The 16,197-nt window shown below is 38.5% G+C and carries 11 protein-coding genes; 5 read left to right on the top strand and 6 right to left on the bottom strand.

Annotation, left to right across the window (positions count from 1 at the left end):
* Positions 1 to 111: 111 nt before the first annotated feature.
* On the top strand, positions 112 to 2,778 hold the full coding sequence (locus tag OS138_RS06140) for a cation-translocating P-type ATPase (RefSeq protein WP_325069843.1): 2,667 nt from the start codon (positions 112 to 114) through the stop codon (positions 2,776 to 2,778).
* Between the two features lie 363 nt (positions 2,779 to 3,141).
* Complete coding sequence (locus tag OS138_RS06135; RefSeq protein ID WP_002289269.1) at positions 3,142 to 3,894, top strand: class I SAM-dependent methyltransferase; 753 nt, start codon at positions 3,142 to 3,144, stop codon at positions 3,892 to 3,894.
* 21 nt (positions 3,895 to 3,915) lie between these two features.
* On the opposite strand, the gene OS138_RS06130 is transcribed toward OS138_RS06135, so the two are convergent.
* Entirely contained in the window at positions 3,916 to 5,070 is a 1,155-nt protein-coding gene (locus OS138_RS06130) for a hydroxymethylglutaryl-CoA synthase (protein ID WP_002289270.1), read from the bottom strand.
* Between the two features lie 184 nt (positions 5,071 to 5,254).
* Between OS138_RS06130 and OS138_RS06125 the strand changes: the two genes are divergently transcribed.
* The gene (locus OS138_RS06125; protein WP_325069842.1) at positions 5,255 to 7,696 is read left to right on the top strand and encodes a hydroxymethylglutaryl-CoA reductase, degradative; all 2,442 of its coding nucleotides are present in this window, start codon (positions 5,255 to 5,257) and stop codon (positions 7,694 to 7,696) included.
* A 329-nt stretch (positions 7,697 to 8,025) separates the two neighbouring features.
* Here OS138_RS06125 and OS138_RS06120 read toward each other — a convergent pair whose 3' ends face one another.
* From OS138_RS06120 to OS138_RS06110, 3 genes are all read right to left on the bottom strand, one after another.
* Positions 8,026 to 8,730 (bottom strand): hypothetical protein, encoded by a 705-nt coding sequence (locus OS138_RS06120; RefSeq protein WP_002289272.1) that lies wholly within the window; start codon positions 8,728 to 8,730, stop codon positions 8,026 to 8,028.
* 184 nt (positions 8,731 to 8,914) lie between these two features.
* Complete coding sequence (locus tag OS138_RS06115) at positions 8,915 to 9,160, bottom strand: hypothetical protein (RefSeq protein ID WP_010722126.1); 246 nt, start codon at positions 9,158 to 9,160, stop codon at positions 8,915 to 8,917.
* Between the two features lie 16 nt (positions 9,161 to 9,176).
* Positions 9,177 to 10,028 (bottom strand): aldo/keto reductase, encoded by an 852-nt coding sequence (locus tag OS138_RS06110; protein WP_002319269.1) that lies wholly within the window; start codon positions 10,026 to 10,028, stop codon positions 9,177 to 9,179.
* A 165-nt stretch (positions 10,029 to 10,193) separates the two neighbouring features.
* On the opposite strand from OS138_RS06110, the gene OS138_RS06105 reads away from it, so the two are divergent.
* Positions 10,194 to 11,198: a nucleoid-associated protein gene (locus OS138_RS06105; RefSeq protein ID WP_002294378.1), complete on the top strand. Its 1,005-nt coding sequence runs from the start codon at positions 10,194 to 10,196 to the stop codon at positions 11,196 to 11,198.
* Between the two features lie 294 nt (positions 11,199 to 11,492).
* Here OS138_RS06105 and OS138_RS06100 read toward each other — a convergent pair whose 3' ends face one another.
* Complete coding sequence (locus tag OS138_RS06100; RefSeq protein WP_002323408.1) at positions 11,493 to 11,849, bottom strand: YxeA family protein; 357 nt, start codon at positions 11,847 to 11,849, stop codon at positions 11,493 to 11,495.
* Between the two features lie 367 nt (positions 11,850 to 12,216).
* On the opposite strand from OS138_RS06100, the gene tuf reads away from it, so the two are divergent.
* Complete coding sequence (gene tuf / locus OS138_RS06095) at positions 12,217 to 13,404, top strand: elongation factor Tu (protein ID WP_002289463.1); 1,188 nt, start codon at positions 12,217 to 12,219, stop codon at positions 13,402 to 13,404.
* A gap of 187 nt (positions 13,405 to 13,591) precedes the next feature.
* Here tuf and mprF read toward each other — a convergent pair whose 3' ends face one another.
* On the bottom strand, positions 13,592 to 16,183 hold the full coding sequence (gene mprF, locus OS138_RS06090) for a bifunctional lysylphosphatidylglycerol flippase/synthetase MprF (RefSeq protein ID WP_325069841.1): 2,592 nt from the start codon (positions 16,181 to 16,183) through the stop codon (positions 13,592 to 13,594).
* Positions 16,184 to 16,197 lie beyond the last annotated feature (14 nt).

Genomic DNA, 16,197 nt, shown 5'->3' with positions numbered 1-16,197 from the left:
GTTTTCTGGTATTGTATGAAATGGTGAGACCTAAGACAAATGCGTATTTGTCTTAGGTCTCTTTTTTTTCAGACAGGACTAGGGCCAAGATCAAAAAATGGGGGATGAAATTTGGAAAACAAGGAACAAGCACAACAAGCGGTCTATAAAGAAACGATCGACTCGTTGATGCAGCAAACGCAGAGCTCAACCGATGGATTGAGCACCACGCAAGCGAAGGAAAAATTAGAAAGAGATGGCTTGAACCAGCTAAAAGAAAAGCCGAAGAAGCCAACTTGGAAATTGTTCTTAGAAACTTTCAAAGATGCAATGGTTATCGTATTGCTGATTGTCGCACTGATTCAGATGGTCATGGGTGACTACATCGAATTCTTAGTTATTTTTGCAGTATTGATGTTGAATTCTATAATCAGTGTTGTCCAAACAAAAAAAGCAGAAGGTTCTTTAGAAGCGTTGAAAAATCTTTCAGCGCCCGATGCTCGAGTGATTCGTGATGGTAAGGAAAAAACGATTCCGGCAAACGAACTTGTGGTAGGAGATATCGTGTTGTTAGACGCAGGCGATTATGTACCTGCTGATGGACGTTTACTAGATGCGGGATCATTAAAAGTAGATGAAGGTATGCTGACAGGAGAGTCGACTTCTGCAGAAAAAGAAGTAACGGATATCACAAGTACGGTACCAATCGGAGATCGTACAAATATGGTGTTTAGTGGAACGATCGTAACTTACGGACGAGGTAAATTCTTAGTGACTTCAACTGGGAATAATACGGAGATCGGACAAGTTGCTGGCCTTTTGGAATCAACAACTGAGCAAGTCACTCCGTTACAACGAGGTCTGGATAAATTCAGTAAAAAACTAAGTCTGGCTATTTTGGCATTGTCTTTATTGATTTTAGGTATCCAACTGTTTCGTATTTATCTTGGAGAAGGTACAGGAGATATGACTGCAGATATCGTCAGCGCAGTGATGTTTGCCGTAGCCGTAGCCGTAGCTGCTATTCCAGAAGCATTACAGTCTATCGTAACAATCGTGTTATCTTTGGGAACGAATAAAATGGCGAAACGTCATGCCATTATCCGAAAACTTCCAGCAGTTGAAACACTTGGTTCGACAAGTATCATCTGTACAGATAAGACTGGTACATTGACACAAAACAAAATGACAGTTGTTGACTACTTTTTAGGTAATGGCGATACTGGGGATTTCACAAATGACCCTTCAAAATGGACAGCTGACGAACGTCGCTTGATCGAAATCAGTGTTTTAGCGAATGATGCATCGATCAGTGAAGACGGTACTAAATTGGGCGACCCTACGGAAGTAGCGTTTATCGACTTTAGTGAAAAATTAAACCAACCTTATCAGGAAATCCGAAACAACTACCCAAGACAAGCAGAACTTCCTTTTGACTCAGATCGAAAATTAATGTCTACTGGACACACGATCGATAACAAAAATTACTTGTTTGTTAAAGGCGGACCAGATATCGTCTTCCAACGCAGTAAAAAAGTATTGCTAAATGGTGAAGTTGTTCCGATGACGGATGAATTGATGAAAAAATTCCAAGAGCAAAATGAAGCTTTTTCAACACGAGCATTACGTGTACTAGCTTTTGCTTACCGTCCACTTGATAATTTTGATTTATCATTTGAAGATGAAGACGATTTGATCCTTGTTGGTTTGCTTGCTATGATCGATCCTCCACGTGCTGAAGTGACTCAGGCGGTAACAGAAGCAAAAAGTGCAGGAATCAAAACAATCATGATTACTGGTGACCACAAAACAACAGCTGTGGCTATCGCAAAACAAATCGGTATTTTTGAAGAAGGAAACCTGGCTTTGACCGGGACGGAACTAGATGAATTGACAGAAGATCAACTAAACGAAGTTTTAGAAAAAGTCACTGTTTATGCACGTGTTTCACCTGAGAATAAAATTCGTATCGTTCGTGCTTGGCAAAATAAAGGTCATATCTCAGCTATGACAGGTGATGGTGTAAATGACGCACCAGCATTGAAACAAGCAGACATCGGAATTGCTATGGGAACGGGTACAGATGTGGCAAAAGATGCAGCAGCGATGGTATTGACGGATGATAACTTTGCTTCTATTGTCAGCGCAGTAGAAGTAGGACGTAATGTGTTTGATAATATCAAGAAAGCTATTTCTTATCTATTTGCAGGAAATTTAGGTGCGATCATTGCGATCATCTTTGCCTTAGTTGCTGACTGGTCCAATCCATTTACAGCATTACAACTGTTGTTCATCAATTTAGTCAATGATTCACTGCCAGCAATTGCATTAGGTACAGAAAAAGCTGAACCTGCTACGATGAACCGCCCGCCAAGAGATCCAAATTCAGGAATCTTTACGGACAAAACATTGATTTCTGTAACGTATCGTGGTGTGCTGATTGGGATTGCTGTTATCTTTGCTCAATGGCTTGGCATGCAGCATTCACCTGAATTCGGTGTAGCCATGTCATTTTCAACATTGATTTGGTGTCGGACATTGCAAACATTCCCAGCACGTTCAAACACACAAACAGCTATCCAAGCAGGGTTCTTCTCTAACAGAAGTGTCTTACTAGCTGTAGTTGTATGTAGCGCGCTTTACTGCTTAACAATGATCCCAGGACTGAAAGAAGTCTTCTCTATCCCATCAGCATTTGGATTGACAGAAGTCTTTACATGTATGGGAATCGCACTTGTGACAATTGTTTTGATGGAAATCACTAAATTGATCATTGTACGAGTACAAGGAAATAAATAAAACGAATCAACGAGGTTGTGAGCCTGCCGTTTAATTCTGAGTCACAAGGTGCAATTTCAACAAACAGCTTCTCATGTTTGTTGAATATTGTGACTTGTGACCGAAGAGTTGGCAGGAGAACACCGTTTAAGGAAGAAGTTGTAAAATCAGCATTTTGAGCTAATACTGAGGGTCATCTGATTGGACACTGTTTATTCGGAAAGAGAGACTTTGACACGACTTTGGTCACAGTCCCTTTTTTTATTTATGATAGACGGAAAGCCGATCATTTTATTATTCATCAAAAGAGATAGAATAGATAAAAGAGGAGAATAATTTATTCCGAAAAGTGAAAACATATAACAAAAAATTAGAGGAAATCAAATGAATGAAAAAGAATGGGATGAATTTGCTGAAGAATATTATGAAATCCAGCAAGAATCGCAAGTAACTATTGCTGAAGATGTAAAAAATTATCTGAAAACGGAGAAAGTCCTGCCTGCTGAAACAGCAGCAGACGTTGCTGGAGGATCTGGCAGATTTCTTTCCTTAGCAAAAGAAATTAATCGCTATGATTTGATCGATTTTTCTTCAGGAATGCTAGAAAATGCAAAAAAAGAAGCAGAAAAAAATGAGTTGCCAAATGTTTCCTTTATCAAACAGTCGTTAGAAGAATTTATCCAATCAAATGAGACATATGAAATGGTTTTTACAGCAGCAAATCCAGCATTGGTACATCTTATTCAATTAGAAAAATTGATGAAAAAGTCAAGCAAATGGTGCGTGATAATCAGAGTAGTGGAATCAATCGATGATGTTTTTTATCCTATCGAAAAGCAACTAGGAATGATAGAAGAAGATCCTAATACATCGCCAGTTGTAATGGATCAATTTGAAACATACTTAATTGATGAAGGATTCAAAGTGAAGAAAAAAGATTTTACTTATTTTACACAGGAATCAATTACTGAAGAATTGATGAAGCTATACTATGACGCGTACGCAAAAGATCCTGTTGTGACTAGGTACATTCGCAAACTATTCAGTGAAAAACGAGAAATCCTTAGTACGACTAAGCTGACCTATAGACTGCTCCTTTGGTCCGCAGATAAAAAAAGAACCTTTCACGACTCGTGAAGGGTTCTTTTTATGATTTTATTATATTTTGTAGTAACGAATATCATTTTCGATCTTTGTAATCGAAAAAGGTACATCTGAAGTATATTCTGCACATTCTCCGTGTTCAGGAAGCGTCTCACTGAAAATCGTTTCATATTCGTCAACAGTGATCCGTGTTCGAGAATCTAGCATCTCTTGATGAGATTGTGCGAAGAGATATTCTTGATAGTTTTCTTCCAGATAACCTGTAAAAAATTCACTTACTGCACCAGAACCGTAGCTGAATAGACCGATGCGATCTCCTGGCTGTAGTGATTTCGAATTTTCCAGTAGAGAAGTTAGCCCCAGGTATAATGAACCAGTGTAAAGATTACCGATTCGTCGGCTGTAACGGATGCTTTCTTCATAGCGAGCCATAAGACGTTCCTGATTTTCTTCGTCTGTTTGGTCTAATACGCTTTGCAATGCTTTTTTTCCCATCTTAGTATACGGAATATGGAAAGCAATCGCCTGATAATCTTCGAGTCCTCGACCCGACAATTCTTTATGTCGATTCCAAACTTTTTGGAATGATTCGATATACGTAGAATTAGATAAAGGACCATCAACAACAGGAAATTCGCTATAATCTGGACGCCAGAAATCATAGATATCTTCTGTCAGAAATACGCTGTCGTCTTCAATCGATAAAATACGCGGGTTTTGAGTGATCATCATCGCAACAGCACCGACACCTTGCGTCACTTCACCACCGCTTGCCAAGCCGTAACGAGCAATATCACTTGCTATGACTAGTACTTTTCGTTCTGGATGATTTTTGACATATTCTTTCGCCATGTGCAAAGCTGCGGTGCCACCGTAGCAAGCCTCTTTTACTTCAAAAGAACGAGCAAAAGATTGGATTTTCAGTAAATGGTGGATAATTACCGCACTCGCTTTTGAATGATCAATCCCGGATTCTGTTCCGACGATGACCATGTCGATTAGCTCACGGTCTTTTTCTGTTACGATTTTGCTGGCAGCATTTGCTCCTAGTGTAATGATGTCTTCATTTGCACGATTGACTGCCATTTGGTCTTGACCAATCCCTATATGGTATTTTGCAGGATCATCCCCACGGCTTTCTGCCAACTCTGTCATATCTAAATATAAATTAGGAATAAAAAAGGAAAGACGATCAATCCCTATTTTCATTTCAACACCTCTTTACTTATGATAAAAAACTTACTTTACTAAGGTATCATAAAAAGATTAAAAGAAATATAAAAAAGAGAATATTTAAGGATTGTTAAAATTTAATCTTAGAAAAAAACAACTGGAACAAGAGCTATTTGTTTTTACAGCAAAGAATGGTATATTTTTGTAGGAGGTGGCTTACTTGAAAGAAGTCGTTATGATAGATGCTGCAAGAACGCCGATAGGAAAGTATCGCGGAAGTTTAAGTCCATTTACTGCAGTTGAATTAGGCACACTTGTGACTAAAGGATTATTAGATAAAACAAAACTGAAAAAAGATAAAATCGATCAAGTAATATTTGGAAATGTCCTGCAAGCTGGTAATGGTCAAAATGTTGCCAGACAGATTGCTTTGAACAGCGGTCTCCCTGTAGATGTCCCAGCAATGACGATCAATGAAGTTTGCGGATCTGGTATGAAAGCAGTGATCTTAGCACGCCAGCTGATCCAATTAGGTGAAGCAGAACTTGTGATAGCCGGCGGAACAGAGAGTATGTCTCAAGCACCTATGCTGAAACAGTATCAGTCAGAAACAAATGAATATGGTGAACCAATTTCCAGTATGGTCAACGACGGATTGACTGACGCATTTTCAAATGCACATATGGGATTAACCGCAGAGAAGGTTGCAACACAATTTTCTGTGAGCAGAGAAGAGCAGGATCGCTATGCCTTGTCGTCCCAGTTGAAAGCAGCACATGCTGTCGAAGTCGGTGTATTTTCTGAGGAAATCATCCCAGTCAAGATTTCTGATGAAGACGTGTTATCTGAGGATGAAGCAGTTCGTGGAAATAGTACATTGGAAAAACTGGGCACGTTACGTACAGTATTCTCAGAAGAAGGAACTGTAACAGCAGGAAATGCTTCCCCGTTGAATGACGGTGCCTCTGTGGTGATCCTTGCATCCAAAGAATACGCAGAAAATAATAATCTGCCTTATTTAGCAACCATCAAAGAAGTAGCGGAGGTCGGTATTGACCCAAGTATCATGGGAATCGCTCCAATCAAAGCCATTCAAAAATTGACAGATAGATCAGGAATGAATTTATCAACAATCGATCTTTTTGAGATCAATGAAGCATTTGCAGCTTCTTCTATCGTAGTTAGCCAAGAACTGCAGTTAGATGAAGAAAAGGTCAATATATATGGAGGAGCAATCGCATTAGGCCATCCAATTGGTGCAAGCGGTGCACGTATCTTGACTACATTAGCTTACGGATTGCTTCGTGAACAGAAGAGATACGGTATTGCTTCATTATGTATTGGTGGAGGTTTAGGCTTGGCAGTCTTGTTAGAAGCGAATATGGAGCAAACACATAAGGATGTGCAAAAAAAAAAGTTTTATCAGCTTACGCCATCTGAACGGCGCAGTCAATTAATAGAAAAAAATGTATTGACACAAGAAACTGCGTTGATTTTTCAGGAACAAACACTTTCTGAAGAGATCTCCGATCACATGATCGAAAACCAAGTGAGTGAAGTGGAAATCCCAATGGGCATCGCGCAGAATTTTCAAATCAATGGCAAGAAAAAATGGATTCCGATGGCAACAGAGGAACCATCTGTCATTGCAGCTGCAAGTAATGGTGCAAAAATCTGTGGAAATATCTGCGTAGAAACACCTCAGCGGCTGATGCGAGGGCAAATCGTTCTATCAGGAAAATCGGAGTATCAAGCAGTGATCAATGCAGTTAATCATCGAAAAGAAGAGCTGATTCTTTGTGCAAATGAAAGTTATCCTTCAATCGTGAAACGCGGGGGCGGTGTTCAAGATATCTCTACTCGGGAATTCATGGGGAGTTTCCATGCATACTTATCTATTGATTTTTTAGTGGATGTAAAAGATGCAATGGGCGCTAACATGATCAACTCGATTCTTGAGAGTGTGGCAAACAAGTTACGGGAGTGGTTCCCTGAAGAAGAGATTCTATTCAGTATTTTAAGTAATTTTGCTACAGAATCATTGGCTTCTGCCTGTTGTGAAATCCCATTCGAACGCTTAGGGAGAAACAAAGAAATCGGTGAACAAATGGCCAAAAAAATCCAACAGGCAGGGGAATATGCGAAGCTTGACCCTTACCGTGCAGCAACGCACAACAAAGGGATCATGAATGGTATAGAAGCTGTAGTGGCAGCTACAGGAAATGATACACGTGCGGTTAGCGCTTCGATCCACGCCTACGCGGCAAGAAATGGATTATACCAAGGATTAACAGACTGGCAGATCAAAGGGGATAAACTAGTTGGAAAACTAACGGTGCCTTTGGCTGTTGCCACAGTAGGCGGAGCTTCCAATATCCTGCCAAAAGCAAAAGCATCTTTAGCTATGTTAGATATTGATTCAGCCAAGGAACTAGCACAAGTAATTGCTGCAGTAGGGTTAGCTCAAAACCTGGCTGCTTTGCGTGCATTAGTTACAGAAGGAATCCAAAAAGGCCACATGGGACTTCAAGCTCGTTCATTAGCGATCTCAATTGGGGCTATTGGTGAGGAAATCGAGCAAGTTGCGAAAAAATTACGTGAAGCAGAAAAGATGAACCAGCAGACAGCTATACAAATATTGGAAAAAATCCGGGAAAAATAAAAAAGCAATATCTTTAGAAGAATAAAGCAAGATTTACAGTTATTTTATTTACTGCAGATCTTGCTTTTTTCTCTATCAGAAAATATGTTTATTATTAGAATTTTTTATAGTTAAGGTTAGGCATCTTAAGAAATCAGGCAACTCCAAGATATCTTCAGGTAGAAGAGAAGTCGCCTAACATTGTAGGATCATAGGTGATTTGTTGGACAGGTCAAGCTGATATTTGAGCCTGATGTTAGAAGGAATTTCTTTTTACTTGCTGTAGAAATTATTATATGACTAAAAAGGCTGGGATTTTAAATCCCAGCCTTTTATGACAAATAGAATTTTTATCGATCAGTAATCGCTGTCGCTGCAAATTGTTCGATCAAAGGAATCAAAGTCAATTTGACTTTGTATTTCCGTTCGAGTGCTTTTTCGATAACGAACTCATTTTCAGTAGTCATAGAAATAGTTGCTAATTTACGAGGTTCATCAGCATTTTTTTCATTAATAACTACTTCATGTTCATTTTGTTCTGTGTAAAATTTAGGATACTCAGCAACGGCTTTTGAAAAATCAGCAAAACTTAAAGCGGCATTCGTATCAGTTGAGCGTGTGTTTTCAGTTGTGTCCGCTTTTGGTTTTTCCGTTTTTTCTTCTGGCACACTGACTGTTTCTTCTGTAACTGGTGTCGCAACAGCTTGCGCAGTTGGTTCATCGTTTTTCAATCGTTGATCATTCCAGTAAGACACGATTTCAATAAGAAGATTGTCACGGAATCGTTCGAAAATCCCGTTTTCTCCTGAACGAATTCTCTTTAATACAGTATTGAAGTTGTCATCGATTGGCACGTTGATCCGTGTATCTTCATTTGTTTTCCCAGCTAATCCGATCGTTAAGATTTGACGGTTTTTGGGATCAAGCATGACTTGTAACGGCAAACCATAACGTCGCAAGCTCTCTTCTTCTAGAGAACGGAATAATTGTCCTCTTACACCATCCAATGAAGGACGGAATTGATTTAATAATTTTTGTTTCTGTTTTTTCTTCATATGTTCTCTCCTTCGCTCATACCCTTTCGATTATAAGAAAAAAACAGCCAAATGAAAAGGAGTAATGCAAAAAAACTTACGTATACGCAAATTACAACAGAAAAATTTGCGTATTTTCCCGTTTTTTGAAAGAAAAATAAAAAATGGAACGGATTATGTATCTACATAATCCGTTCCAATCTTTCTATTTTTTCGGTATCAAGGCAAAAACAGGTAGTTCAGGTGAATAAATGACTTCATGTTCGTGCCAGGATTTGACCATTAGCGAATGATCGAACCGTTTTTTCAGTTCTTCGATGATTTGATCATGTGTCCAGTTTCTTGCAGGAAAATGTTGGATTTTCTCTGCATCGATCAAAAAGACAAAATCGGAATGAAAAGTCTGGGTAACTTCTTCCGAGAGAGAATTCAAGCGTTCGATTGGATCCATAAAATCACCTTTCGACTTAAAATTGGGTAGTATCTGGGTCTTTTGCTTTGCCGACTACACCATCTAACTGATCGATTTGTTTCATTTCTTCTTCTGTTAATTCAAAATCAAATAGTTCAGTATTTTCTTTGATTCTGCTTGGTGTCACTGACTTAGGAAGAGGAAGGAATTCGTGTTGCAGCGACCAACGCAGAGCAACTTGTGCAATCGTCTTGTCATGTGCTTCAGCGATTTGTTTCATTTCAGGCACATCGAAGATTTTACCAGTGCCTAATGGACTATATGCTTCGAGGATCATATCATGTTTTTTTGCATACTCAACTACAGTTGGCTGTAATTCGCCTGGTGCAAGGAAAACTTGATTGACCATCGGCATAATTTTTGCTGTTTTTGCTAGTGTATCTAGATGGTGGGGTAAGAAATTGCTCACACCGATTGCTTTGATTTTACCTGCTTCATACAGTTCTTCAAATGCTCGCCATGTATCTGCATTTGCTTGTTCCCAATTATCACGAAAAGCAACAGGGTTTGGCCAGTGGATCAAAAACAGATCTAAATAATCTGTTTGGAGCTTCTTCAATGATTCTTCAAAAGAAGACATCACAAGTTCATAGCTGTGGTTTGCATTCCATAATTTTGTTGTCAAGAATATCTCTTCTCTAGGAATTCCACTTTCCTTAATCGCTTGGCCGACACTTTCTTCATTCTTGTATCCTTGGGCAGTATCGATATGGCGATAACCTGCAGCCAGCGCTTCTTTAACAGAGGAAACAGCGACATCCCCATCAGGTGTTTGCCATGTGCCGAATCCTACTACCGGGATTTCGTAACCATTTGATAGACGATAAGTGCTTGTTAATGAATTCATACTTTCAGCTCCTTTTTTATTCGTTCAACTATAAGTGTAGCGCATTTTTCGAAAAAAAGAATCCATTTTGTTTCTACTCTTGAAATTTTTGTTTAAAAGAAAATGATTTTGATTCTGGTATTTTTGATTTTTTTTCCGTAAACTAAGACAGAAGGGAATGAGAAAATGGATATCTATTTAAAAAAAGCAATTCTGCATATTATTGACAGAGAAACTGGTTCTCCAGTCTTTTCACAAAAAGAGCTGGATCTGACAAAAGAATATATTCGTGATTTTCTTCAAAAGAAGATCCAAAAAATCTCTTCTGCTCAAACAAAAACTGGACAACTAGCAGAAGAAAGCATGATCGTTGAATCACTTAAAATCGCTCAAGAAAATTTTGTGGAAGCAAGTGAAGCAATCGTTCAGCGGTGGTTCGATATCTACCAAGAAAGTGAAGAAGCACCTAGTGCAGATGTATTTGTTGTTTTGTATGAATTAGATACAGTGATGTACTTATCTTTATTGAAAGTCAATTATCGTGAGGCTTACACTCACTTTGTTGAAGCAGACGAAGCAGGGATCGACAACCGCTTGATTTTGAATCGAGCAATTCTAGGGGCGAAAACACAAAAAGCAGATGAAGCATTCGCTGTGAATTTGACTGATTGGACCTACGAATTAATTGAAAAAAAATATGAGTTTTCTGGCAAAAAAGAGCTTTATTTTTCTGGAAGAGTGATCGAAAGTGTTCCTGCACCTTCTTTAGAAGAAAATGTAAAAGTGATCCAAAAAGTAGCCAAGCATCTTGGAAAAAAATTTGAGACAGAAGAATTTGATATCATGGCTGATTTGAAAGAAGCTGTCTATGATACGATAGAAGAAAAAGGTCGGTTGGATCATGAGATGATTGCGGAAAAAGTCTTCAAGGAAAACATCACGGCAAAAATGGCTTTTAAAGAAGAAGTACAAGAGCAAGGATTTGTCCCAGAAGCACCTCCTGTAAAAGAAGTACAAGAAATTTCTGAGAAAAAATTTGGAAAACAAAAATTCAAGCTATCAAACGGGATCGAACTGATCGTACCAGTAGATGTATATCGCAACCCAGATTTGATTGAATTTGTGAATAATCCGGATGGTACGATATCCGTGATGATCAAAAATGTGGATGAAGTATTGAATCGTTTATAAAAATGACTAGAACATTAGGTGTTCAAGTACCAGTGATCAGTTAAATGAATTGTGTCAAGAGAAGGATCGGAAAAGACGAATATAACAAAAAAAGAGCGTGAGACAAAAGTAAAGAACACTTTTGTCTCACGCTCTAAACACGTATAAACGGCGGAAGCAGAAGCAACTCCTTCGGAAATAAGCTGAAATTCACAAAAATTTGAAAAGCAATTTTCGTGAATTTCTTCTTATTTCTTGGAGTTAAACGCTTCTGTCCCAGCCTCTTTTTATCTAATAAAATTTTAAGACCATTTACTAATTATCGATTTTTTCTGCCGCATTTTTAGGCACTTCAGAAGCCTTTATTTCTTCCCAGCTTAATACACCTTTACGAGGATTGACTTTGAGTTTAAGATACGCATTCATCTTTAATGGATGTTCTCTTTCTTCGCGAAGCGTCACCTGTTTTTTTTCACCATCTTTATTATAAGCCGCTTGCTTGTAGGTATAAGTCGTGAATTTCTCTCCGCTATCTGCTTGGGTAGCTGACATTTCGCCATTCGTCGTGATTTTTGTATAATAAGCTTCGCCGCCGTAAAAATAATGATAAGCTGCAAAACTTCCGCCGAGAAATATGCCTAAAACGACAAGTACGCCAATTAATTTTTTCATGTACTTCACCTCTTTCCTTATTATTAACGAAATAGAAGATTTCGTCTATTGAAAGTTGTTGGCAACAGCTGAATTTTAAACTTTTCCTCATTTTGTTCTTATTGCTTCAAAAGAAAGTTAAGGACTATCTTGAAGTTTTTCTCAAAAAACACATTTTTTTATTTATAAAAGGTACTTTTTTCGCGTATAAGACAAGCGAGTGCTCTTAGTTGACTTTGACCAATATTGACGTATAATAAGCTTAGTTCGAATCTTACAAAAAGTAAGTCGGACGTATTCTTTTTGATTTAGTCAAAAAAAGACTATAATAAAAAGGTGAGAGCTGAAATTTTTCAGTGATCTATATTATTTAGGAGGTTTGTAAATTATGGCAAAAGAACATTATGACAGAAGTAAACCACACGTTAACATTGGTACGATTGGACACGTTGACCATGGGAAAACTACTTTAACTGCTGCGATCACTACAGTATTAGGCAAAAAAGGCCTAGCAAATCCTCAAGACTATGCTAGTATTGATGCAGCTCCAGAAGAACGTGAACGTGGGATTACGATCAATACCGCACACGTAGAATATGAAACAGAAAAACGCCACTACGCGCATATTGATGCACCAGGACACGCGGACTATGTGAAAAACATGATTACAGGGGCAGCACAAATGGATGGTGCAATCTTAGTTGTTTCTGCAACTGACGGTCCGATGCCTCAAACACGTGAACACATTTTATTGTCACGACAAGTTGGTGTAAAATACCTGATTGTTTTCTTGAACAAAGTTGATTTAGTCGATGATGAAGAATTGATCGATTTGGTAGAAATGGAAGTTCGCGAGTTATTGAGCGAATATGGTTTCCCAGGCGATGACACTCCTGTGATCAAAGGTTCCGCATTAAAAGCATTGCAAGGCGATCCAGATGCTGAAGCTGCTATTATGGAATTGATGGATACAGTAGATGAATATATCCCAACACCAGAACGTGATACAGATAAACCATTACTATTGCCAGTGGAAGACGTCTTCTCAATTACAGGTCGAGGAACTGTTGCCTCAGGTCGTATTGATCGTGGTGCTGTTCGTGTCGGTGATGAGGTAGAGATCGTAGGGATCAAACCTGAAACACAAAAAGCAGTTGTAACAGGTGTAGAAATGTTCCGTAAAACGTTAGATTACGGGGAAGCTGGGGATAACGTAGGCGTGTTGTTACGGGGGATCCAACGTGACGATATCGAACGTGGACAAGTGCTTGCTAAACCAGGTTCCATTACTCCACATACAAAATTCAAAGCAGAAGTGTACGTGTTGACAAAAGAAGAAGGTGGACGTCATACTCCATTCTTCAACAACTATCGTCCACAATTCTACTTCCGCACAACTGATGTTACAGGAACAATCACATTGCCAGAAGATACAGAAATGGTCATGCCTGGTGACAACGTGACGATTGATGTTGACTTGATCCATCCAATCGCTGTTGAAAACGGAACGACATTCTCAATTCGTGAAGGCGGACGGACAGTAGGTTCAGGTATCGTTACAGAGATCGAAGCATAAGAAACGCGACTCGAATATTTTGGTAATGAAAAATGTTTAAAATAAAAGAGCGGTCCAAACAGGATTTCTGTTTGGACCGCTCTTTGTTCTTCAATTGTATAAGAAGAGATTGTAGAAGCATGAACTTTCGTTTTACTTCAGTCTCTTTTATTCATCATGAGAGTGTTCATCTATCGGTATGCAGTTTTTAATACTTTCTTCGTATCCATTTTTTCAAACCGCTTATTCTACCTTGTGTCTGCTCAACTGGCGCATTATCAATAATCAGCAAAGCAATCATAACATATGCAATCCAACTATCTCTAGAATATAGAGTATAACGTGAGACCCAGTTTGTAGCGTACTTGCTTTTATATTCTCTTAATCCATGGAAAGAATAAAAATGAGAACCAAACTCGTAAACCAAGTATGCAATCCTTTCCTGTAAAAAACTCTTTCTGGAAGTTCCGACATTTGAAAGAGGGGCCATCCCTAAATTGAACCATTGGATATGTTCTTCTTTCATATAGGCAAACAAATGCAAGAACAAGAAATCCATACTGCCAGAAGGTGCTTTTTTAGGATCATATCGCATCAGATCAATCGTTCCTACTTTATTGTTCGTGTAAGTAGGCATGATCGTTGCAAAAGCGACAATTTCTTCTTGGGTATTTTTGACAACTGCAATAGGCGCTCTTTGTAGATAATCTTCAGAGAAAAAGCCTAAAGAAAACCCTTTTTCCTTTCGTGAACCCAACCAATTATCAGAGATATTTTTGAAAGTACTCATTTGCTCAGTAGAAAATGGTGGTTGTAAGACATCAAATGTAAATCCTTCTCGTTCGATCCGATTCAAGACAGCACGAGTGCCCTTCATTTTTTTCCCTGAAGTTGTAAAACTATTCAGGTCTACATAAGCTTCTTCTCCCATCTTAATGAAATCGTAGCCGAATTCATGCAAAATCATAACAATCTCTTCGCTTGTTTCGTAGAAAACTGGTAAATAGCATAGTCGATCTGTTTCTTCGATAAAAGCTTCGATTGCTTCTGGAAAATCTTCTTTCTTACCAGAAGGATCACCCATTACAATACATTTATTATTGAAGCAAGCGAATTGGAGAAGAACAGTTGGTTCACCGTCTTTTTCATAGGCAAACATCCGCTTATCTTTTAAGAAGATCAATTGACTATCGGAGTTTCCTCCATAAGTTGTAAGGATCTTCAGGGCCTTTTCTTCATTAAAGGCTTCGCCAATCTGTTTCTTTTCTCCTTGAAGGAAATGAACAAATAGAACGATCATGAAACTAACAGCGATGATGGCCAACAATCCCGAAAACCAAATCTTTTCAGAAGGAAATAAGAAAAAGGAAATAAAATGGTGACGCCGATGAGGGAAATCCGGCAGATTGTATACCCCAATAACGATGTAAAGCAAGGACAGTGCACCAATAATGATTCCATCGATCGTACGCCACTCCCATGAATAGATCAATTGTTCCCGAAATAATTCGTTTTTAGAAGCAAGAATGATCAGAAGCAGAATAGACAAGAAAACCACCGGTGTGAAACTAAAATCACTTAATAAAACATAAAGTAAAGCTAGAACAATCAAGAAGATTGTAGGCAAATATGCTCGTTTCACACGTGCTGCGATCCCTCTACCCATAATAATTAAAAGAAATCCCAATAGTATACTAGGAAATTGGATAATAAAATGAAATTTCAATGGGTTCAAACTATGAAGCCAGCGAAACTCTGTAAAAGCTTGCGGGATAGTGGCAGAAAGTACTAGCATGATTCCAGAAAAGTATAATAAGACAACCACGATTTTATGCGCAATTTCTGTTGCTAATTGTTTAGGGATGCCAGAATAACGCTGATCAAAAGTGGAACCGATATTTTTGAAGAAAAAGACGATTCCAATCAAAAACGGAATGATGTAGTAGAACAGGCGATAGAGCAAGATCCACACAACGACTATTTCTCTTGGCACACCAATAGCGGACAACCCGATAATCATCATTACATCGAAACTCCCAATTTCTCCTGGAATCATAGACACGATCCCTATCACTGAAGCAGCAATGAATAACGGAATTGTTTGCCACAGATCAATCTGGATTTCCATTAAATAACCAACAGAAAGGAAACTAAACAGGACACCGGTCCATTCCAACAATGAAACTAGCAATAGCTGTCCTTGAGTTTTAAGTGAGGTACCACCAAGGAATCCTTTCTTTTTGAAAGTAGTAAATAAAAAGACGACAGGAAAATATAGACCGCCGCCGATCAACCATATCCAATATTGCTTCAAAAAAGGAGCAACTGGTGTGAAGACTACGAGTAAAAAAGAAAGCAGACTGTAAATAGAAAGTCCAGCCATCAAAAACAAGAAAACTTTTGATAATGCCTGGATCACGTTTCTGCTCTCTTTCTTTTGTCCATACAGTTCTGAGCGAAGCCCCACACTGACAAAGCCACCAAAACCGGCAATATTGTTGATCGTATTGATCAGCCAGCTTGTCTCAAACAAGTAACGAGGATTCTGCTTTTGTTCAAGCATCCGATTTAAAATAATATCATAACCAACCATAGGTAACACAGAGATAAGACCAATCAATAGCATTAGTCCGCTTTTCCAGACAGGTATAGTGGCAAAAGTTTCTCCTAATTGCTGGATAGATAGAGTTTTACCGATGGACATCAATTCACCGACAATAATAACAATGACAGAAATCAAAAAGATTGTTTTGAACAGTCCTAGGTGGTTTTTCAGCCATTGTATGGTATTTTTTAACAAATAAATCACCTTCT

This window comes from Enterococcus sp. E5-37 (assembly GCF_035726925.1).
In the GTDB taxonomy this organism is placed as follows: Bacteria; Bacillota; Bacilli; order Lactobacillales; family Enterococcaceae; genus Enterococcus_B; species Enterococcus_B faecium.
The sequence above is the reverse complement of the archived record's forward strand: the minus strand, read 5'-3'. Positions and strand labels throughout refer to the sequence as shown.